This window comes from Salinibacterium sp. SWN248 (genome assembly GCF_015864575.1).
Lineage (GTDB): Bacteria > Actinomycetota > Actinomycetes > Actinomycetales > Microbacteriaceae > Rhodoglobus.
The window spans coordinates 18,551-39,948 of record NZ_JADYWW010000002.1; the positions used below are offsets into that span (position 1 = coordinate 18,551).

General features: G+C 61.9%; 16 protein-coding genes. 5 read left to right on the forward strand and 11 right to left on the reverse strand.

The window, feature by feature from the left end; translation table 11 throughout:
- The first annotated feature begins 108 nt into the window (after positions 1–108).
- The 3 genes from I6E73_RS14830 (at position 109) to I6E73_RS10045 (ending at position 5,067) form a co-directional block, all read left to right on the forward strand.
- Positions 109–1,590 (forward strand): InlB B-repeat-containing protein, encoded by a 1,482-nt coding sequence (locus tag I6E73_RS14830; RefSeq protein WP_197125289.1) that lies wholly within the window; start codon positions 109–111, stop codon positions 1,588–1,590.
- 115 nt (positions 1,591–1,705) lie between these two features.
- Positions 1,706–3,466 (forward strand): dynamin family protein, encoded by a 1,761-nt coding sequence (locus tag I6E73_RS10040; RefSeq protein WP_197125291.1) that lies wholly within the window; start codon positions 1,706–1,708, stop codon positions 3,464–3,466.
- The gene (locus tag I6E73_RS10045; protein ID WP_197125298.1) at positions 3,463–5,067 is read left to right on the forward strand and encodes a GTPase; all 1,605 of its coding nucleotides are present in this window, start codon (positions 3,463–3,465) and stop codon (positions 5,065–5,067) included. Before I6E73_RS10040 ends, I6E73_RS10045 begins: the two co-directional genes overlap by 4 nt.
- 18 nt (positions 5,068–5,085) lie before the next feature.
- On the opposite strand, the gene I6E73_RS10050 is transcribed toward I6E73_RS10045, so the two are convergent.
- From I6E73_RS10050 to I6E73_RS10075, 6 genes are all read right to left on the reverse strand, one after another.
- Complete coding sequence (locus tag I6E73_RS10050; RefSeq protein ID WP_197125300.1) at positions 5,086–6,024, reverse strand: type II secretion system F family protein; 939 nt, start codon at positions 6,022–6,024, stop codon at positions 5,086–5,088.
- Entirely contained in the window at positions 6,021–6,887 is an 867-nt protein-coding gene (locus I6E73_RS10055) for a type II secretion system F family protein (RefSeq protein WP_197125302.1), read from the reverse strand. Before I6E73_RS10055 ends, I6E73_RS10050 begins: the two co-directional genes overlap by 4 nt.
- On the reverse strand, positions 6,884–8,116 hold the full coding sequence (locus I6E73_RS10060; protein ID WP_374189167.1) for a CpaF family protein: 1,233 nt from the start codon (positions 8,114–8,116) through the stop codon (positions 6,884–6,886). Before I6E73_RS10060 ends, I6E73_RS10055 begins: the two co-directional genes overlap by 4 nt.
- 411 nt (positions 8,117–8,527) lie before the next feature.
- Positions 8,528–9,523 carry a hypothetical protein gene (locus I6E73_RS10065; RefSeq protein WP_197125306.1) on the reverse strand — a complete coding sequence of 332 codons (996 nt, stop codon included), beginning with the start codon at positions 9,521–9,523 and terminating at the stop codon, positions 8,528–8,530.
- The gene (locus I6E73_RS10070) at positions 9,510–10,628 is read right to left on the reverse strand and encodes a ParB N-terminal domain-containing protein (RefSeq protein ID WP_197125308.1); all 1,119 of its coding nucleotides are present in this window, start codon (positions 10,626–10,628) and stop codon (positions 9,510–9,512) included. The genes I6E73_RS10065 and I6E73_RS10070 overlap by 14 nt, the downstream gene beginning before the upstream one ends.
- 35 nt (positions 10,629–10,663) lie before the next feature.
- Entirely contained in the window at positions 10,664–11,875 is a 1,212-nt protein-coding gene (locus I6E73_RS10075; RefSeq protein ID WP_307784320.1) for a DNA cytosine methyltransferase, read from the reverse strand.
- Between the two features lie 551 nt (positions 11,876–12,426).
- Between I6E73_RS10075 and I6E73_RS10080 the strand changes: the two genes are divergently transcribed.
- Positions 12,427–12,792 (forward strand): metalloregulator ArsR/SmtB family transcription factor, encoded by a 366-nt coding sequence (locus I6E73_RS10080; protein WP_197125312.1) that lies wholly within the window; start codon positions 12,427–12,429, stop codon positions 12,790–12,792.
- Positions 12,789–14,441 carry a SulP family inorganic anion transporter gene (locus I6E73_RS10085; RefSeq protein ID WP_197125313.1) on the forward strand — a complete coding sequence of 551 codons (1,653 nt, stop codon included), beginning with the start codon at positions 12,789–12,791 and terminating at the stop codon, positions 14,439–14,441. Before I6E73_RS10080 ends, I6E73_RS10085 begins: the two co-directional genes overlap by 4 nt.
- Here I6E73_RS10085 and I6E73_RS10090 read toward each other — a convergent pair.
- The 5 genes from I6E73_RS10090 to chvE form a co-directional block, all read right to left on the reverse strand.
- A complete protein-coding gene (locus I6E73_RS10090; protein WP_197125315.1) occupies positions 14,438–15,847 on the reverse strand; it encodes a GH1 family beta-glucosidase in 1,410 nt (469 codons plus the stop codon). The two genes, I6E73_RS10085 and I6E73_RS10090, sit on opposite strands and share 4 nt — an antisense overlap.
- A 90-nt stretch (positions 15,848–15,937) precedes the next feature.
- Positions 15,938–17,161 carry an ROK family protein gene (locus I6E73_RS10095; protein ID WP_307784285.1) on the reverse strand — a complete coding sequence of 408 codons (1,224 nt, stop codon included), beginning with the start codon at positions 17,159–17,161 and terminating at the stop codon, positions 15,938–15,940.
- A 42-nt stretch (positions 17,162–17,203) separates the two neighbouring features.
- Positions 17,204–18,403 carry a multiple monosaccharide ABC transporter permease gene (gene mmsB, locus I6E73_RS10100; RefSeq protein ID WP_197125316.1) on the reverse strand — a complete coding sequence of 400 codons (1,200 nt, stop codon included), beginning with the start codon at positions 18,401–18,403 and terminating at the stop codon, positions 17,204–17,206.
- Between the two features lie 4 nt (positions 18,404–18,407).
- Positions 18,408–19,937 (reverse strand): multiple monosaccharide ABC transporter ATP-binding protein, encoded by a 1,530-nt coding sequence (mmsA, locus tag I6E73_RS10105; RefSeq protein WP_197125317.1) that lies wholly within the window; start codon positions 19,935–19,937, stop codon positions 18,408–18,410.
- Between the two features lie 87 nt (positions 19,938–20,024).
- The gene (chvE, locus tag I6E73_RS10110) at positions 20,025–21,128 is read right to left on the reverse strand and encodes a multiple monosaccharide ABC transporter substrate-binding protein (protein WP_304610983.1); all 1,104 of its coding nucleotides are present in this window, start codon (positions 21,126–21,128) and stop codon (positions 20,025–20,027) included.
- Between the last annotated feature and the right edge of the window lie 270 nt (positions 21,129–21,398).

Genomic DNA, 21,398 nt, shown 5'->3' on the forward strand with positions numbered 1-21,398 from the left:
TCTCCGCCCGATCGGCCCGGGGCTACGACTGCTTCTGCTAGCGTCAGCCCTTTGTACTTGGGATTACCTTTCCTGCAGCTCCGCCACCCGACCAACCGGAGAACTATCGTGATTCCTCGCCCGAAAATCTTGCCCAGCATTACCGCTGTCGCCGTTGCGCTTGCCTTGACTTTCGCCGGCGCACTGCCAGCGAACGCCGCAACGTACGCCGTCTACGCTTGGGGCGGCATGCCAGATGCGTTCGCTTACGCGTCCGATGGCGGCACCGTGATCCTCGTTGCCGATGTCGTTGCTCCGGCAGGCAGGTCAATAGCGGTCAAACCTGGCGAATCGATCACGCTTGACCTCAACGGGTTTGACCTCACCATCAACAGTGACGTCCCTGACTCTCTGGCGGCGATTGAGGTTCCGAGCACCTCCACGCTCACCATCGTTTCCTCCGGCGGCGGAACGCTCACCGTAACCGGAGGTCTGCACGGTGCAGGCATCGGCGGCAACGATGGCAACGATGGCGGCTCCGTCATCGTTAACAGCGGCACAATCCTCGCAACCGGCAGCGCAGGCGGCGCAGGCATCGGCGGCGGCAACAACGGAACCGGCGGCACCACCACCATCAAAAGCGGCACCACCACCGCAACCGGCAGCGCAGGCGGCGCAGGCATCGGCGGCGGCAACAACGGAACCGGCGGCTCCACCACCATCACCGGTGGCACCATCACCGCGACCGGCGGCCAGAACGGCGGCGCTGGAATTGGCGGCGGCGGCGACAGCAACGGCGGCACTACTACCATTACGGGCGGCTCCATCACCGCGACCGGCGGGCAAGATGGCGGAGCCGGAATTGGCGGCGGCTACGACGCTGGCGCGCCGGGCACTCTAGACGTTCGGGGCACCCCGAATGCTGGTGCCGCACTCGACGGTGGCGGCTCATCAGCGTCCCCGATCGTCAACACGGTAACGCCGGCCGGTGTCGGCTACTCTGCTGCCACTTCCCTCATCGGCAACGGCGGAAACATCATCATTGGGTTCAATTACCTCGTCACCTTCGACGCCGACGGCGGCACCAGCACCCCCGCTGAGGCCATCACCGACGGCAGCACGATCACCGCACCGACAGATCCCACCCGCGACGGCTACACCTTCACCGGATGGACCGCCAACGGCTCCACCTACAACTTCACCACCCCCGTGACCAAACCAATCACACTCACCGCAACCTGGACCGAAGTGGCCGCCGTCACCCATCTCGTCACTTTCGACGCCGACGGCGGCACCAGCACCCCCGCCGAGACCATCACCGACGGCAGCACCATCGCCGCACCGACAGACCCCACCCGCGACGGCTACACCTTCACCGCATGGACCGCCAACGGCTCCACCTACAACTTCACCACCCCGGTGACCGAACCAATCACACTTACTGCCACCTGGGCCGAAGTGGCTGTGGTCACCGAAGAACCCGCGACCACCGGAGAGCTCGCAGCGACCGGCATCGACCTAATGCCCAGTTTGGGCGCCACAGCGCTACTGCTGCTGATGGGAATCGCTCTCGTTGCATTCCATCGCCGCGGCAACGCTCCTCAGCGGTAACGATGGCGCGGAGGCTCCAACCGTGAGAACCTCCGCACACCCCGATGCCTGAAAACACGGCCGCTGTGCATAACAAAAGTTAGCGAACTGGCCGCGCACCCGGCATGCTTAAGCGGTGACCGATAACAGTGCGCCCGCGATCCTCTCGCTTGAGCGCCTGCGGGCGTCTCTGGCAGACGCTGGATTGACCCTCGATCTCGACGGTGTTGTAACGCAACGCGAAGCTGCCGCAGCCGCCGTCCGCCAAATCGACGACTACATCCGCCCCCGCTTGGCTGACCTCGATGCGCCCCTGCTTGCAGTGGTCGGCGGGTCTACCGGTTCGGGCAAGTCGACAATCGTGAATGCGCTGCTCGGTGTTGCCACCACTCGCGCCGGCGTCATTCGCCCCACGACCCGGCAGCCGATTCTGGTGCACGCTCCCGTGGATGCGGGATGGTTCGCGAGCGATCGCGTCCTTCCCGGGCTGGCGCGCGTGCGCGGCCGCATCAGCGCCCCCGGAACGCCCGCGTCAAGCGCCGGTGATACACCTGAAGAGTCACGCATCGGTGAACTCATGCTTCTCGAGCACGAGAGCGTTCCCCGTTCGCTCGCGATCATCGACGCCCCGGATATTGACTCGGTTGCCGACGAAAACCGGGCGCTTGCCACCCAACTGCTGGCCGCCGCCGACCTGTGGCTGTTCGTCACGACCGCGAATCGCTACGCGGATGCCGTGCCGTGGCGCCTTCTCGAAAGCGCAGCCGCCCGCTCCATTACCGTCGGCATCGTGCTCAACCGGGTGCCGCCGGGCGCTCTCGACGAGATCCTTCCCGACCTTCAGTCGATGCTTTCGGAGCGCGGCCTCAGCGACGCTCCCGTCTTCTCCATCGAAGAACAGCGTCTTGACGACCTGGGGATGCTGCCCGCCAGCGCCGTCGAACAGCCGCGCGAGTGGCTCTCCGGCATCGCGGGCGACCGGGCCGAACGTTCGCGCATCGCCGCCCGCACGCTCAGCGGCGCCATTAGCGAGCTCGACCGCCAAGTGGTGGTGATTGCGGATGCTCGGCAGCAGCAACTCGACTGGCTCGACGCCGCGCACGTCGCCGCCGCTGCGCAGTACGACGCCGCGCTCGACGCGGTGGACGCCGCCACGCAGAACGGCGCCCTGATGCGCGGCGAAGTGCTGGCCCGCTGGCAAGACTTCGTCGGCACCTCCGACTTCTTCAGAAAAGTTGACTCGTGGTTCTCCGCGGCACGCGACCGCGCGACAGCGTGGATCACGGGCAAACCCAACCCCGTGGTTGAAGTCGAAACCCAGATCGAAACGGGACTGCAGACCGTGATCGTCGATCAGGCGGGGCGCGCTGCTGCGGCAGCGTGGGCCGGGCTCGAACGCAGCGTGGCCGGCAAGGCCATCGCTGAACGGCATCCGGAACTGGCCAGCGAAAGCCCAGAACTGCCTCAGGCCACGACCGCGATGATTCGCGAGTGGCAGGGCGCGCTCATGCAGCTCATTCACGACAATGCGGGAGACAAGCGCATCCGGGCTCGCATTCTGTCGCTCGGTTTGAACGTCGTGACGGTGGCCCTCATGGTGGTCGTGTTCGCTTCGACCGGTGGGCTCACCGGTGGCGAGATTGCGATTGCGGGTGGGTCAGCGGTGCTCGGCCAGAAGCTGCTTGAGACGATCTTTGGTGAGGATGCCGTGCGTCAGTTGGCGAGCGAAGCCCGCGAGGATCTGCACGCGCGCGTTCGCGTTCTGTTCGACGCGGAAGTCGCGCGCTTGAGTGTCGCGTTGGAGCCGCTTCGGTTCGGTGCAACTCCCGATTCGCTACGGCGCGAATCGCAGGCGCTGCTCGATGACGTTGCGCGTGCTGCGAAGGGCACCTCGTGAGCGCCGCCAAGCCCAGCCTCGACGAGCGAATTGTCGCGCTGCGCACCGTCGCTGAGGCGGGCACCGGACGTATTCCCGCCGACGTACTCGACGATGCCCGCGCGCTGCTCGCACAGACCGAGGCGCGGCGTTCTCGCTCCCCCGAGCACACGGTCGTTGGCGTCTTTGGCGCTACCGGATCGGGCAAGTCGAGTCTCGTGAATGCCCTCGTGGGTGACGAGGTGGCGGTCGCGCACGTGCGCCGCCCCACCACCTCCGAAGCTCTCGCGGTGACGTGGGCGGCGGCCGGCGCGAGCGAACTGCTCGACTGGCTTGAGGTTCGCGAACGGGTCGAGAGGTCGACGCCCTTCGATGCTCGTGCCAGCAAACTCGTTCTCGTCGATCTGCCCGACGTCGATTCCGTAGAGGCCAGCAATCGTGCTGTCGCCGAACGTCTTGCCGGTCAAGTGGATGCTCTGATCTGGGTCGTTGACCCGCAAAAGTATGCCGACGATGTGTTGCACGCGCAGTTCATCGCGCCGCACGCCAAGCACGCCGCTGTGACTCTCGTCGTGCTCAATCAGGTCGATCTGTTGAGTGAGGATGATCGTGCCGCCGTGGTGACGTCGCTCCAGACGATCGTTGAACGTGATGGCATTCCCCGCGCCCGAGTGCTGCCCGTGAGTGCCCGCACGGGAGACGGTATAGACGCCTTGCGTAAGGCGATTGGCGATCTTGCGGCGTCGAAGGCAGTGCGGGATGCGCGGCTCAGCGCTGACGTGCAGACCATCGCCGCGCGCATCGACGATCCGGGTTCGCCGCAGAAGGTGAGCGCGAAGAGCGCCGCTCGATTGCGCGATGAGGTCGGGACCGCTGCGGGAGTCGACATCGTGGCATCCGCTGTTGCTCGTTCGTATCGCAAGCGTTCCGGGCAGGCCACCGGGTGGCCGCTCGTGTCGTGGATTGGTCGTTTGCGCGCTGACCCGCTCACCCGCTTGGGCCTCGGGCCGAAGCGACGCGGCGGCGACCCCGATGTGCACCGCACGAGCATGCCGCTCTTGAGCGCCGGCGCCCAAGCCCGGATGTCGATGGCCGTACGCACGTTCACTGACGAAGCCGGTGCCGGAGTTTCTGCCCCGTGGCGAGCCGCCGCGCGCACCACCGCGGAGCAGGCCCTCGACACGCTGCCGGCCACTCTCGATCTTGCTATTGCCCGCACACCTCTGCCCGCGAAGGGTTCGTGGTGGTGGGTGCTCGTGGGCATTGTGCAGTGGATTGCCGTTGTGATCGGATTGGGTGGAGCCCTGTGGTTGGTGGGTGCGGCGTTGTTGCCCACGTTTGGCTTGCCCGCATTCCCGCTTCCCGCTGTTGAGGAAGGCCCGCTGACGGGGTGGGCGATACCGACGCTGCTGCTCATTGCTGCAGTGCTGATCGGAATCTTGCTCGGCCTGATCTCGGCTGTTCTCAGCGCCCTGACTGCTGGCGGTCGTCGGCGTCGCACCCGCCGCCGTCTTCTCGCCGCGGTCGACGAGGTAGTGCAGCGGGATGTCGTGGCTCCCGTCGCGACGGCGCTCGAGCAGGCGCGGGCTGTGTCAGCTGCGCTGCAGGTCGCGCGGCGCTAGCGCGAGAAAGTGCGAGTGCTAGAACCCCACCTGCAGCACGAAGATACCGGGGAAAATCGCGAACGCGATGGTGATGGGCAAGATAAGGAACACGAGCGGGAAGAGCATCGCGACCTCTTTTTTACCGGCGAGCTCGAGCAGTTCACGCTTGGACTCTTCACGAGCATCCTGAGCCTGGGCTTGCAACACCTCAGACAGCGGACTACCGCGATCAAGGGCTCCCAAGATTTGGTCGACACAGCGCGAGAACGGGGCGAGTTCCAGTTCGCGGGCGAGCGCACCCAGCGTCTCGCCGAACGGGAGGCCCGTATTGACCGAGGAGACCACGCGAGCGAGTTCTCGCGACAGCTCACCGCCACCGACGTGTGAGACGCGACGCACGGCATCCAAGATTCCTTCACCGGCAGACAGGCTGAGGGCCAGGAACTCGAGCACGACCGGCAACTCTGCCGTGAGGCGACGGATGCGGTTCTTGGCGGCGCGTTGCAGCAGGTAGTCGCGCACGGTGATTCCGATAACACCGCCGACGACCACCAGCACTGCTTGGGCAGCGAATGGAACCTGTTGCCGATTCGCGACAGCGATATCGAAAGCGACGCCCGCCATCGCACCGCCGAGAACGGCCAAGAGTTGTTGCGACCGGTAGGCCTCGAGGGTCAGTTCGGAGCCAGACTGGCGGAGACGTCGCAGGATCTGATCGCTGCCACCCACAACCGACGCGAGCGTCTCACGCAACCAGCGCGCAACAGGAACGAGCAGTACGCCCAACACCGGCAGCGGCCCGACCGAGCGCGGAGCCAAGTGTTCCCGTGCGCCGGCGGAGACGTCAATGACGTAGGGAGCAACTCTCGTCGCCAAGGTGGGTCGACTCAACCGCGGGATGAGACTCAGAATCGACCACAGACCGAGCCCGCCGGCGATTCCGGCGACGAGTGCCCACGCCAGTGCGTCATTCATGCGAACCACCGCGGCTGATCGGGAAGGCGACCAATGCCCGCCATGATTCGATACGCAACAACAGACAGCAGCAAACCGGCAACGATCAGGGCAGCGCCGCCCGCTGAGTTGTAGGCGAGTGCGGCTTCAGGCCGTGTGGTGAGCAAGAACAGCACCACCCACGGTGCCGCCAGACCGAGCCGAGCCGCATTCATCACCCATGATTGGCGCGCTTCGATCTCTGAACGAATGGCTGCCTCTTGACGCAGGTAGACGCTGAGACTGCGAAGAACGTTCGTCAGTTCGCTGCCGCCCACTTCGCGCGACATCCGCAAGGTTTCGAGGATGCGGTCAGCAACCGGGTCGGCGAGCGCCACCTTGAGTTCGTCGACGGCTACCGAGAAGTTTCCTGTTGCCCGATAGCGCACGGCGAAGGCAGCAAAGGCGGCGCGCGTCACCGCTGGCCCCGTCTGGGCGAGTGTCATGAGGCTGTCGGGAAGAGCAAGCCCCGACCGCACTGCCGACACCAACTGGTCAACAACATCGGGCCAGACCACCCGAGTGGCTCGGCGGCGCACGCGAGCGCGCCAGCCTATTCCCAGCGTCGGCAACACGAGCGCGGCAGCGGCAGCACACAGCACGACTGCGATCACCGATGTCAGCACAAAACTAATGGCCGCTACGGCGAAGCTCAACGCGAGCGACACAATCACCACAACCACCGGACTAGTGTTCGGGAGTCCCGCCTGCACGAGTCGCTCGCTCAGCCGGAGCGAGAACGCCGAACGGCCACGCACCCGGCGTTCGCCCGTAGCCGGCCAGAGAAAGGTAGCCGCGATCAAGACGACACCGACTGCGAGCACGATGCCCACGATCAGGCTCATGCGACCGCCTTCAACAGGTGCGAAACCGCGTCGATGCCGGCGGCCCGGAATTTGGAGAGCCGAGCGGGCACGGCACCCGTGTGGGCGAGTGTGCCGTCCCCGATGCGGAAGAGCAGACTGCTGTCGATAACCCCGTCACTGACCTCACCGGTAAGCGACGAGATTTCAACCACACGTCTCGTGCCGTCGGCGGTGAGTTCGCAATGGACCACGACATCCACTGAGCTGGCTACCGTTGGCACCACAAAGCTGGAGTCGATATTGCGGCCGGCGAGCAGCGGAAGCGTGCACAGTTTCACGAGAGCCTCGCGCGCACTATTGGCGTGGATACTAGACATGCCCGGCAGGCCGCTATTGAGCGCAATAAGGAGGTCGAGCGATTCGGCATCGCGTACTTCGCCAACGACAAGTCGTTCGGGGCGCATGCGTAGCGCTTCTTTGATGAGGCGGCGCAGGCTGATCTCACCGGTCCCCTCGAGGCTGGGTTGGCGGCACTGCATGCCGACGTGGTCGTGGCTGGCAACGTTCAGCTCGAAGGTTTCCTCGACCGTGACGACACGCTCGTTCGGTCGGGCCGCCGCTAGCAAGGCGTTGAGCATAGTGGTCTTGCCGCTCTGCGTTGCGCCCGAAACCACAATGTTTTGGCCCGACAGCACGCACAGTCGCAAATAGTCGGCCGCGTGCTGAGTGAGACTGCCGAGTTCGACAAGGCGATCGAGGTCACGGATGCTCCGGCTGAACTTGCGCACGTTCACGGCCCAATGGCGCCGGGTGACATCCGGAATCACGACGTGCAGTCGCGAACCATCGGGCAGCGACGCGTCGACGAACGGAGAACTCAAGTCGACGCGGCGACCCGAGGTTTGAAGCATCCGCTCGACCAGGTCACGAACCTGACCATCAGTGAGACGGATGCCCGTGAACTCGGGAACCCCGTTGCGGGCCACGAATATCTGCTCGGGCCCGTTAATCCACAGCTCCTCAACGGTGTCATCGTCGAAGAACGGTTGGAGCGGACCATACCCGGTCAACGCCGCCACCACCTCGCGGGCGGCCTGAGCTTCATCCGCCAGCAACGGCACCGACCCGCCCAGCGCACGCTCGCTGTAGCGACGCACCTCATCACGCACATACCGCGACGCCAGCTCGCTATCGCGCGACAGATCGACGCCGTCACGGCGAACCCTCTGGCGAACCTGATCGGCGATGGTCGTCAAAGCGTTAGACATGCTCATATTGTGCGGAGTGAGCGCCCGGTGCCGCCATTGTTGTCCACAGTGGGTACGTTCTCCAACGGGAGGGCTTCTTTCCGACGAGAGCCCTCCTCGACCGCAGATTCCCGACGTCGGCCACACAAACACGATACGAGACGCCTAGTTAAGTTCTCCGAACCAGCCCTCGGACGACGTCAGCGAACGCCGACGAAAGAATCGCGCGCCCGAGCCTTGCCCGCATGCGCGGGATCAAGGAACGAGACTTTCTGTGTGGAACACAGAGCGGTTTTGAAGTGGCCTTCGCTGTCATCAGGACTAATCTCAAATAGCTTCCCGAAGGGAATTACAACCTGCGCTAACAGGGTTCTCGCGCAAAATTTTCGTGCAATTGAATTCATGCGAGTTTTCGTTCCGGGGATCTGAAGGTCAAACTTTCAACGACTGGAATTCCGCCGTCATCACTGACTTAATCACTGCCTTCATCTCCGCCGATACTGTCGTTAGGTTCCTGACGATCTTAGTGCGATCCATAATTTGAACCCTTGTGGAAGACACGTATTTCATAACACGGTCCTCAGCGTGGTGAGGAATCGCGAGGAAAGGAACGGGCGGCGCAACCTCGCCAAGGAAGGCCTTCCAGTCATCCGGCACCGGTTCGAGCGCCTTACCTCGCCAGGAATCGCTTCTCCCGCAGGTTACTTGACAGATAAAATACCATCGCCCTTTGGTAGCGACTTTCCAGTCAAAAAGCCCGATTAGGTCGACGTCCTCGTCATTTGCGCTTAGACGGCGTAGAGTCGCGTTCGCATCAATCGGGACCTTGAGAAGGCGCCCCACTTCGTTCATGCTGTCCACGAAGTTCAGTGAACTTGCGCGTGAGATCGGCCCGAGACGACCAACTACCAAACCCGCGTTCTCCATCGCGTCGGCCACGACCTCCTCAAATAGATACTCGACGCCTTGGGGGTTTCGGGGCGCCTTAGCAGCCTTAGCAGCCTTAGCAGCCTTAGTACTCTTCGGCGAATCTGAAAGGTTGCCTTTCTTGGATGCAAACGCGTGTGCCAGCGTGATCGACAACACGGCAACATACGGAGATTCCTCGACAACTCTGCCGTTCTTGAGCTTCAGTGAATTTTCTGAAACGTCGAAAGGATAAGCATCGTCTAGTAGCGCAGAACGCTGCAGGAGACATGTCCAAGCCTCGTCGGCTAGGTCAGTAACCACCCACTCCGGCTGAGCTTCGGTAGTGGTCGGGTCGAAGAGAATTTCTTTCTTTCTGGAAAATAGTTCACCTATGAGATCGCGCAATGACTCCCGTCTCGCCTTCTCTCGATGCAGTGCGAGAAGCTCCATGTAATCAGCGAAAAAGCTCGCTCGAATGAGATTCCCATAGCTGTCAACATCGGGCTCAATCTTTCTCATGAAGTCGACTCCCGACGACCGCGTTCAGGTTTTTGGCCGCCGTCAGCAGACTCCCTGCCACGGCCACTTCATCGGCCCCAATCTCAAAGGAGTCCACCGATTGAGTCAGAATCTCGACAGATTTCGCAATATCTCCCGCACGCTTCGTAAAGGTCTGCCTGTCGACAATTTGATAGGCGAGATCGAGATCCCCATGGGCAGTGAGTGCGTTCCGGGCCACATTGTCGGCAATCACTTGCCCGTATCGAGTAGCGTCACGGGAGTCCTGCAGTACCGCAAGACGCCCTCCGGGAGGTGGGAGAAGATCGCTTAGCACTCTAAGGAGATTGTCTATGCGAAGCGCACCCATGCTTTTGATGACACTCTCGTAATCCAACGCGTCAGCGAGACCGATGAATTCGCGCACTTCAGCGCTATTCAGGAGTCGATTCCAAACCCCAAATCGATCGCGGAGTACGGAAGTTGCCAATTTGTTCAGAGAATCAACATCGCGCGCGGCCCGGAGAACTTTGAGTGCGATGAACGGACCTCTCACTCCGAGAGCATTCGTGCCAACCCGCTTACCTACATCCTTGAAAGGGTTCGAGCTACCCTCGCGAGCCGCGGAATCTACTTCGACCTCCAAATAGCGCGCTTTCGCTTCAGGCTTCCATGTCTTTAGACCCCCGATATGACGGAATCCCAGAAATTTTCGGACGTCGTCCTCGTGATCGACCACAAGGCAAGGGACTTCCCATAGCCGAGCGAGTTGGTCCTTTGTTGGCTCTACCTCGAAATCGAAGTTGACATCCGCTTCTTTGGCAGCTGGCAGCTGAAGAAGAATACTTAGAGTTGCGAAACGCCTATTTCCCTCGACGACGACGTACGGAGCTCCTCCGTTCGTGGCTTTGACCACGAGCGGTTCATGAGCGAAAAATCCGTTTGCGAGCATTGATGAAGCAAGCTCTTCCAAAGTCTCGGACTCTTCAAGCCACTCGAGCAGCTCTGGGGGGGTCTTCCCGAGAAGTTCCTCCGGCAAACGAGGGTTTTGGGGGTCAAGGAGCAACTCTTCGACCCTGAGTTTTTGAATAACAGGCGTTTTGACATCAAACACTTTCTGACTCATTTCGATTCATCCCGCTCGGCTACTTCAACGACACTCTAATCTGCATTCGCTACCTGTGAAGAGACCGCAGCCGGACCAAGGCCTTCACCAGCATGGGCTTTCTTCGGTCCTCGCATGTTAGCGAAACGTTCAGGAATTGGTGAAGGCTCAAGGGGCGCTGGGACCAACTCAGCCTTCCGGCTTCGAAGGAGCGCGTGCGGCGCAGAAGGTCGATCGCCGCAAGGCCTGAGACACGCGGCCAGCTGTCGGCCAACCACCTCGGCAAGAAGGGCGGGCGTCGCGTTCCCCGCCTGCTTGGTCTGTGCGCGATACTCGCCTGAGAGTTGCCATGCGTCAGGAAAGGTCTGCAGCCGCAACTGTTCACGTACGCTGAGAGGACGATTATCCCAGTGGAACGGCCCGGTCGAGGGCCCCGGCGATGCGGAAAGAGTCCACGAAGGCCGGTCTTTAGCGAGCTTCAACAAGAAGTTCCAGTACTTGGTGCGATAACCGAAGATCTCATCTCCGCCTCCGCGTTTAGTCAACCATTGATAATTCTGGCCCTCCGGAATACTCGGGAGCAATTCGGCCCATTTTCCGTTGGGTTCCGGCAGATCGCCCGGAGGAAGATCCGACAATACATCCCACGCGCGCACATAGCTTCCCAAGTGCGTGGGCTTCGGCCATTCCCACGGGATACCATCCCGCAAAGCGACCACAATGACTCTGCGTCGGTTCTGCGGCACGCCGTAGTCAGCAGCGTTGAGTAACCGCCAGTGCACGGAATATTCGACCCCAGCATGTTGCCCGATAATGCCAAGCTGTTCCTCGAGATAACCGATCGCGGCCCCCTTGCCGCTCACGAAACCCAAAACATTCTCCATCAGAATCGCTTTAGGGAGAAAAGTGCCAACCAGCCGCATCGTCGCATCTACGGTGCGAGCACGCTCATCTCGCATGCCTTGCCGCCCAGTTGTTGCCCATTGCGCTGCCGCAGAAAAAGGCTGGCACGGCGGACCACCGGCCAGCAGATCTAACTCCCCAGTTTTTAAGCCAAGATCCTCAGGCCTTAAATATTGAGCGACGCTTGTGATATCGCCATCACCGATCATTTTCCAGCTGGGCCTATTCAGCCGAAGCGTTGCGCGGGCGGTCTCGTCAATCTCGATACAACCGACGTTCTCAAACCCAGCTTCCTCGAGACCAAGGTCCATTCCACCCGCTCCCGAAAACAAAGAAAGCACTTTTAGCGGACTCGGATTCGGCACAGACAACAGCGCTCCTCCCAATGTAAGTTTCCTAGCTTGGACGGCCAGAAAAATATCACTCCTGAGCGGAACCGACAATAACCATTATCGCGGACGCGGTTCACATCTGAAAACCGCATTTCCCAAGCATCGGACCGCGAAGAAAGCTGCATAACTCCACTCGACCAGCCCCCGCCACTCAAGCCGAAATGAGCGGGCTGCTGAATCGGAATTCCAGACCGACTACCTGAATACCGGTGCTGCTCTTCTTACGAGTCGAACTACTTAATTGGATTGGATGTTGTTTGTGTTTAGGTTGTCGTCTTCTCACGCTCGGAATTTCGGAGCGCCCGCAGCGCAGCCGTGGCGTGGGCCGACGGCGGCCACTCCGAAAGCCTTCGTTCGTGCAGGAATATCGACATTCTCCGCGCGCTCGCCACCCCACTTAGAGCTTAACCTTTGGACGCAACCTCATGCTGATATGATGATTACATCAATTCAGCAAGCGGGCGATTGCTTGCTGTCAGAGCCACAGCGCAACCGCATCGCACGCACCGATCAGGAGCACATGAATGTCCGTTCTCGATGAGCGCAGGCCGCTCTATGAAATCAAGGCGAACCTCTTCAAAGGGCTCGCGCATCCGCACCGCATCCGGGTGCTCGAGATCTTGTCGGCCGCCGACGAAGCCTCTGTCGCAGAGATGCTGACCGCGACCGGACTCGAAGCCTCCCACCTCTCGCAACACCTCGCCGTATTGCGCCGCTACGGTCTCGTCGTCTCCGAACGCCGCGCCAGCGTCGTCTACTACCGCCTCGCTCACCCCCAAATTTCTGAACTCCTCCGTGTCGCGCGCGTGTTGCTCGGCGAAATCCTTACCGACACCGACAGCCAACGCGATCTCGTTGCCGGACTACCCACGATTCCGGATGCCCGATGAAACGTTCCTGGAAAGAGCTCCTGCCGAGCGCGAAAGACTACCGTCTGCTCCGCACAAGCTGGCGCGGAGACCTTATCGCCGGCGTGACCGTCGGCATTGTCGCCCTGCCTCTCGCCCTCGCCTTTGGCGTTAGTTCCGGAGTCGGCGCCGAAGCTGGGCTCATCACCGCCATCGTCGCGGGCATCGTTGCGGCAGTCTTCGGTGGCTCCAACGTACAAGTCTCCGGCCCCACCGGCGCGATGGTCGTGGTGCTCGCTCCCATCGTCGTCAGTCACGGTGTCGAGGCCGTCGCCATCGTCACCCTGCTCGCGGGCATCATCGTGGTCGTCGCGGGCGTGCTGCGCCTCGGCCGCACCGTCAGCTACATCCCCTGGCCCGTGATCGAAGGCTTCACGGTCGGCATCGGCATCATCATCTTTCTGCAGCAAGTGCCCTCGGCGCTCGGCACGGAAGGAACTGAGCACCCCACCAACTCCGTGCTCGCGGCGGGTGCCTTCATCGTCGCTGCCCAGTGGCCGGCTGCTCTGCTCCCCCTCGGCGTCACTGCGGCCGTGATCGCGATCATGCTGCTGCTCACCCGCATCAGCGGCCGCCTCCCCGCCTCCTTCATCGCCATCGTCGTCGTCACGATCGTCGCTCAAGCCCTCAACTTGCCGCTCACCACCATCGGCGAACTGCCCGCCTCGCTGCCGGCGCCCGCCGTGCCCTCGTTCGACTTCGACCTCACCACGCTGATCGGCCCGGCCTTCGCCGTCGCCGCCCTCGCCGCGATCGAATCCCTGCTTTCCGCCCGCGTCGCCGCCGGCATGGCAGACACCGGGCCCTACAACGCCGACCGCGAACTCGTCGGCCAGGGGCTGGCATCCGTCGCCTCCAGCTTCTTTGGCGGGATGCCGGCCACCGGCGCCATCGCCCGCACCGCCGTCAACGTGCGGTCGGGCGGTCGCACCCGCGTCTCTGCGGTCGTGCATGCTCTCGCCCTGCTCACCGTCGTGTACCTCGCAGCGCAGGTCGTCGCGGTCATCCCGCTGGCAGCGCTCTCGGGCGTGCTCATGGCCACCGCCGCCCGCATGATGTCCCCGACCCTGATCAAGACAATGCTTCACACCGGCAAATCTGAAGCTGCCGTGTTCGTCATCACCGGCATCATCACGGTGAGCTTCGACCTCATCATCGCCGTGGGAATCGGTATCGCTGCCGCCGCCTTCTTCGCGCTGCGCACCATGAGCAAAGCCAGCGGCGTTCACCGCGAAGAACTCCCTGGCTCCCCCGAACCGGGCGACGAACGTATCGCGCTGTTCCGCATCGATGGCTCACTCTTCTTCGGAGCAGCCGAGCGCCTCATCGACCGCATCAACGAACACGAAGGCCTCGAAGTCGTGATCGTGCGGCTGTCGCAACTGCACCTCATCGATGCCACCGGCGCCCACACCCTCACCGAGCTCATCACCGCCCTCGAACGACGCGGCGTGACCGTAATTATCAAGGGCATTCGCCCCGAACATCGGGATGTGCTGAAGCGCCTCGGAGTGATCCGATCGCTGCGGCACCCCAACCACCTGTTCGCCGAACTCGAGCCCGCGATCGAACACGCTCGCTCGCACATTCGCCGCACGATGGTCGCGAACGAGGCAGCGAGCGACGTCTAGCTCAGCGGCGGCGTCACCTTGTTCTTGGCAACCTCAGAAACCCATAGCCCGCTGTCTTTCACGATGCGTTCTTGAGTGTCGTAGTCGACCCGCACGATGCCGAAGCGCTTCGAATAGCCGTAACCCCACTCGAAGTTGTCGAGCAGCGACCACACAAGATAACCCTGCAGATTCACCCCGCGCTGCATCGCCCGGTGCGCGGCCGTGAAGTGCCGGTTGAGATAGTCGACCCGGTCGGCATCGTGCACCCGACCATCCGTCACCTCGTCGTCAAATGCGGCACCGTTCTCGGTGATCATCAACGGCAGGTCAGGGAACCGCTCGCTCAGATCAACCAGCAGTTCCTCGAGGCCATCGGGCGCAATGTTCCAGTTCATCGCCGTATACGGGCCCGCCTGCGGCAAGAACTCGACATTGCGGCTGCCCGGCCACGCGGAACCGCCCATGTCTTTGTGACCGTCGTTCATCGCCCGCTCGCTCACGCCATCCCACATCTTCACCGTAACCGTGGAGTAATAGTTGACGCCCAAGAAATCGAGGGGCTGATGGATGGTCGCCAGATCGCCTGCGTGAACGAACGACCAGTCGGTTACCTCACTCGTGTCGGCAATGAAGTCATCGTCGTAGCGACCGAGCAGCATTGGACTCGTGAACGCGCGGTTCGCGAGCGCATCGATGCGACGCTTGGCTTCGGCATCCTCGCCCCGAATCACGTGGAAGTTCAGGGTCGCCGACACCTCGGGCGAATTCGTGGCAGCGGCACGGATGCGGGGCACGGCCATTCCGTGAGCCAAATTGAGGTGGTGTACGGCGGCGAGCGCGTCAGCATCGCTCGTGCGACCGGGGGCGTGCGACGCCGAGCCGTAACCCAAATAAGCCGAGCACCAGGGCTCGTTGAGGGTCGTCCACGTGTGCACGCGATCGCCGAGAGCGGTAGCCGCGAGCTCGGCATATTCGGCGAACCACATGGCGGTATCGCGCTCAGGCCAGCCGCCCTCATCCTCAAGTTCTTGCGGCAAATCCCAGTGATACAGAGTGGCGATGGGGCGGATGCCGCGGCTCAGCAATCCGTCGACAAGACGCGAGTAGAACGACACACCCTCCGGGTTGATCGGCCCCTGCCCGCCCGGCTGAAAGCGCGGCCACGAGATGGAGAAACGGTAGGCGTCGAGCCCCAGCTCGGCCATGAGATCGAGGTCGGATTCGAGCCGGTAGTAGTGGTCATCGGCGACGTCGCCGGTGTCGCCGTTCCAGGTCTTGCCCGGGGTGTGGCTGAAGGTATCCCAGATGGATTCGGTGCGCCCGCCATCACGCGCAGCGCCCTCCACTTGATAGGCCGCCGTCGCGGAGCCGACGATGAAGTTCGGCGGAAATACGAGACCAGAATCGCGGTAATCGGAGTTCATCTCATAACCCTATGACCGGGAGCTTCGGTTTGGCCGAAACTATCCCGAGGTTACGGCGACGGGCGGTTAGCCGGTCAATCAGCCGTGAGGTTAGAGCGCCGCTGGGTCTTCCAACAACGCCGCAAAGGCGAGCTCAGCCGCACCAATCATGAGCAGGTCTGCGCCGAGCTGAGCGGGCACGATCTGCACACCCTCGAACGATGCTTCGAGCGACTGGCTGCGCACCCTCTCGATCAAGAATTCCGGATCGAACGCGAAGATGGATGCCAAAAAACCACCCAGCACAATCACTTCAGGATTCAACACATTAACTGCGTTGCGCAGCGAGGTGCCGAGCGCGAGCAGCTGCCGGCGCACCAGCTCGCTCACCGCAGGATCCGTGGATTCGCGGAGTGCCGCGTCCAGAGTTTCTGAATCGACGTTGGTGAGGCCGAGCGCCTGCAACAGGTCAGCGCGGTTCACTTCGGTCTCGAGGCTGCCCTCTTCGCGCGTGCCCTTCTCCGCCGCACCGTTCTCGACGCGAACGTGGCCGAACTCTCCCGCATAGCCGGCACGACCGGTCAGCGGCCGCCCGCCCGCGATGATTCCGCCACCAATACCGCTGGCACCACCATTGAGGTAGATCAGGTCATCGACGTCACGGCCGGCGCCGTAGATGTGCTCACCGAGCGCACCCACACTCGCGTCATTGGAGGTAGAGACGGGGTAGCCGGTCGCGTCGGCGAGCAGCTCCGTAATTGGTTCATCTCGCCAATGGAGGTGAGGCGCCCAGCGCACGAGGCCGTCTTCGACGCGCACAAGACCGGGCGCGGCAATGCCGATACCGACGATGCGGCCCGTCGATTCGTACTCGCCGCGCACGCTCTCGATGATCAGGCTCGAGATCTTCACGAACTCGGAAACTGTCGGGGGCGTCTCTGTTTCATAGCGGATGCGCTTCAAGAGCGAACCGTCGAGCCCCACGACTCCGACCGTGATGGCGTCGATCTCGGGGTTGACCGCAATGGCAACGGTGCGAGCATCCGCGTTCACCATCGGTGACGGGCGACCTACTTGCCGAGTGGGATCAGGCTCACTTTCGTAGGCCAAACCCAGTTCGGTGAGCTCGGCTACGAGCGCCGCGATCGTTGAGCGGTTAAGGCCCGTCTGTGCGGTCAGCTGCGAGCGGCGCTGAGCCCCACGATGAAGCAGGGTCAGCACGCGCGACAGATTGTGCCGCCGAGTGCGATCGCCGCGACCGCCCGTGCTGCCCGCGCCCGTCGGCGACGTCTGCGACGACGGCAGCGGCGACGATGGCGGGGTGTTCTGGTTCACGGGCGGTTCCACTCGGTTGGCAATAAAACGGTGATGCTAAGACTAGCGACGTCCGGCGCGTCGCTTGCTCATGACGTCGAACGCCACGGCAAGAAGCAGCACGAGCCCCTTGATCGTTTGCTGCCAGGCAGCATCCACCGACAGGATCGACAGGCCCATGTTGAGCACGCCCATGATGAGCGCACCAATCACAGCTCCGATGACCGTACCGACACCACCGGTGACAGCCGCGCCACCGATGAAGACGGCAGCAATGGCATCCAGTTCAAAGCTCTGACCGGCGGATGCCACGGCACCACCAGCGCGTGCCGTCGTGACGACACCGGCGAGCCCTGCGAGCACACCCATGTTCACGAAGACGAAGAAGTTGATCCACGAGGTCTTCACCCCACTCATCTGTGCGGCGAAAAGGTTGCCACCGATCGCGTAGACGTGACGGCCGAAGACCGTCTGGTTCAGCACGAACGTGAACAGCAGAATCAGCACGGCCAAGATGATCAGGATTATCGGGGTTCCGCGGTAGGCAGAAAGCTGGAAGGTGAGCGCCAAGATGACGACCGCAGCGACACCGTTCTTGATCCAGAACGAAACGCTGCGCTCCACGGGAAGTTCAAGACTGCGTTGCTTGGCGCGACTGCGCACCTGTTGAGTGATCAGCATTGCTACCGCAAGAACGCCCAAGACAATCGTGAGAATGTCACGGCTACCGCGACCTTCCCCAATTGTGCCGAACAGCTCGGGCAGCCACCCGCCGCCGATCGCGTTGAACTCGCCGGGAAGCGCGTTGATCGTGCCGCCCGTGAGGAACACGAGCGTGAGACCGCGGAACAACAGCATGCCCGCGAGCGTGACGATGAAGGCCGGGATACCCACGAAGGCAACCCAGAACCCCTGCCACGCTCCGACCGCTGCGCCGAGCAGAAGGGAGATGATGACGGCGGCCCACCAGGGCATGCCCCACTGACTCATGGAGATTGCGGCCACCGCGCCGACCATGGCCACGACGGAGCCCACCGAGAGGTCGATGTGTCCCGCAATAATCACGATGACCATGCCCACGGCGAGAATCAGCACATAGGCGTTCTGCTGGATGAGGTTGTTGAGGTTTCCGGGCAGCAGGAGCCGGCCATCCGTCAAGACTTGGAACAGGATGACGATGACGGCGAGCGCGGCGAGGATGCCGTACTGACGCAGGTCGACCCGCGTCTTGGGGAGTTTACGAGTGGGGGTGGTGGTGCTCATCGGGTTAGTCCTTTCCCGCGGTCATCAAGTGCATGAGTCGTTCTTGGGTAGCGTCGGCGCGATCAATCTCGCCGGTGATGGTGCCTTCGGAGATCGCATAGATGCGGTCGCAGAGTCCGAGAAGCTCCGGTAGTTCTGAGGAGATCACGACGACCGCTTTGCCCTGGCGGGCGAGGTCGTTGATGATTCCGTAGATTTCGTATTTGGCACCGACATCGATGCCGCGGGTGGGTTCGTCGAGAATCAGGATGTCGGGGCCGGAGAACATCCATTTGCTCAAGACGACCTTTTGCTGGTTGCCTCCCGAGAGGTTGCCGGCGAGCACCGACACGTTCGGAGTTTTGATGTTCATTTGGCCGCGGTAGTCCTCGGCGACCTTGTTCTCCGCAAAGCGGTCAACGATGCCGAAGCGCGAGAGCTTCGAGAGCGCTGCCGCTGAGATATTGACGGCGATGCTGCCGATCAGGTTGAGCCCGAAGTGTTTGCGGTCTTCGGTGGCGTAGGCGATGCCGTGGCCGATCGCCTCACTCACGCTCTTGACTGAAATTTCCTTGCCCTCTTTGAAGGCCGTGCCGCTGATGTGGCTGCCATAGGAGCGACCGAAGATGCTCATCGCGAGCTCGGTGCGGCCAGCACCCATGAGTCCGGCGAAACCGACAATCTCGCCCGCCCGCACTGAGAACGAGGCATCATCGACGACCTTGCGCGTGGTGTCGACCGGATGATGCACTGTCCAGTTCTCTACCCGGAACAGCTCATCGCCAATGTCTGGCGTGTGCGGCGGGAACATGCTGTCGAGGTCGCGACCGACCATCGCGCGGATGATGCGTGCTTCAGTGGCATCCGCTTCCTTCATCTCGAAGGTCTCGATGGTCTGGCCATCGCGGATGATCGTGACGGTATCCGCAATCCGGCGAATCTCTTTGAGCTTGTGCGAGATGATGATGCACGTGATGCCCTGGCCGCGAAGGCTATTGATGAGGTCGAGCAAGTGTGCCGAGTCTTCATCGTTGAGGGCCGCGGTGGGCTCATCCAGAATCAGTAACTTCACTTGCTTAGAGAGAGCCTTGGCGATCTCTACAAGCTGTTGCTTGCCGACACCGAGTTCAAGGACGGGCGTGCTGGGTAGTTCGTCGAGACCGACGCGCGCGAGCAACATGGTTGCTTCACGGTTGGTCTTGGGCCAGTCGACAACACCGCGCGTAGCGATCTCGTTACCGAGGAAGATGTTCTCGGCAATAGAGAGGTAGGGGCTCAACGCGAGCTCCTGGTGAATAATCACGATGCCATCGGCCTCAGAGTCGTTGATCGACTTGTAGGCCGTCTCGTGATTTTCGAAGTTAATGCTGCCGCCATAGCTGCCGACGGGATAGACCCCGCTCAGCACCTTCATGAGGGTCGATTTGCCGGCGCCGTTTTCGCCGCAAATAGCGTGGACGTGGCCGCGTTCCACTTCGAGGCTTACGCCGTCGAGGGCGCGAACGCCGCCGCTAAAGTCTTTGGTGATCTGGTTCATGCTGAGGATGGCAGTCATGAGTGTGCTCCGCTCGCAGTGACTTTCGGGGGACGGCTACTGTGCCGTCCCCCGAAGTCGAATCGTATTACTGGGATCTAGCCGGGGCTAGAGACCTACGTCTGAGGCCTGGATGAAGCCGGAGTCGATGAGCTTCGACTGCACGTCATCCTTCACGACAACCTCGGGCGCAATGAGGAACGCGGGGACAACCTTTTCACCGTTGTCGTACGTCTCGGTGTCGTTGATCTCGGGCTCTTCACCTGCCATGATCGCCTCAATGAAGCCGAAGACGACGTTGCCCAGCTCGCGGGTGTCCTTCCAGACCGTCATCGACTGCTCGCCAGCGAGGATGTTGACGACGCTCGCCTTGTCGGCATCCTGACCGGTCAAGAGAGGCCAGTCGGTTCCGGCGGTGTAACCAGCGCTGCGAAGCGAAGCGGCAATACCCTGCGCAAGGCTGTCGTTGGGAGAAAGAACGACGTCGATCTTCTCGCCACCGGTGTAGAACGATCCGAGGCGGTTGTCGAGTTCGGACTGAGCCGAGTCAGACTTCCAGCCGAGGATTCCGATGCTTGCCCAGTCATCGTTGCTCGCCGGAGCCTTACCCGAGGGAACAACCAGCTGGCCGTTCTCTACATAAGGAAGCAAGACATCCCAAGCGCCAGAGAAGAAGAACTTGGCGTTGTTGTCGTCGGGGCTGCCGGCGAACGGCTCTAGGTTGAACGGGCCGGCACCATCGGCAAGTCCGAGTTGTTCTTCGATGAACTCACCCTGAAGCTGACCAACCTTGTAGTTGTCGAACGTGGCGTAGTAGTCGACGTCGGGAGTGCCGTTGATCAGACGGTCGTAAGAAATAACCGCGATGTCTTGAGCCTTCGCGTCGGCGAGCACCGGTGCAAGAAGCTCTCCGTCGATTGCTGCGATAACCAAAACGTCGACGCCGGATGCAATCTGGTTCTGGATTTGGCTGATCTGGGTGTCGGCCTTGTCGTCTGCGTACTGCAAGTCTGCTGAGTAGCCGGCATCTTCGAGCTGAGCCTTGAGGCCTTCGCCGTCGTTGATCCAGCGTTCTAGGCTGCGGGTGGGCATTGAGATTCCGACACTGCCTTCACTGCCGCCGCCAGTTCCTGCTGCGTCGCTGCTGCAGGCGGCGAGTCCGATAGTCATCACAGTCGCTGCTGCGACCGCGATTATCTTCTTCATTGACATCGTGTTGTCCCTTTCAAATGTGATTGCCGGGCAAAAGCCAGCCGCACGGGGGTATGACCGGCCGGGGCTTGGCTGCGGTCCTCACGAGAGAGACGAAGAGCACGGGCCGGATTACCAGCGCCGTGGAGCGCTACTTCGTTGTATCGCGAGGGGCAGCGGTAAGCGCCCCGTTTTGTTGATAGAGCGAACTTATATTGCTTTATACGTTGAAAGCAACAACTTTCGAAAACTTTCGCCAAATCGATACTAAAAGTCAATAAATATAAGGAA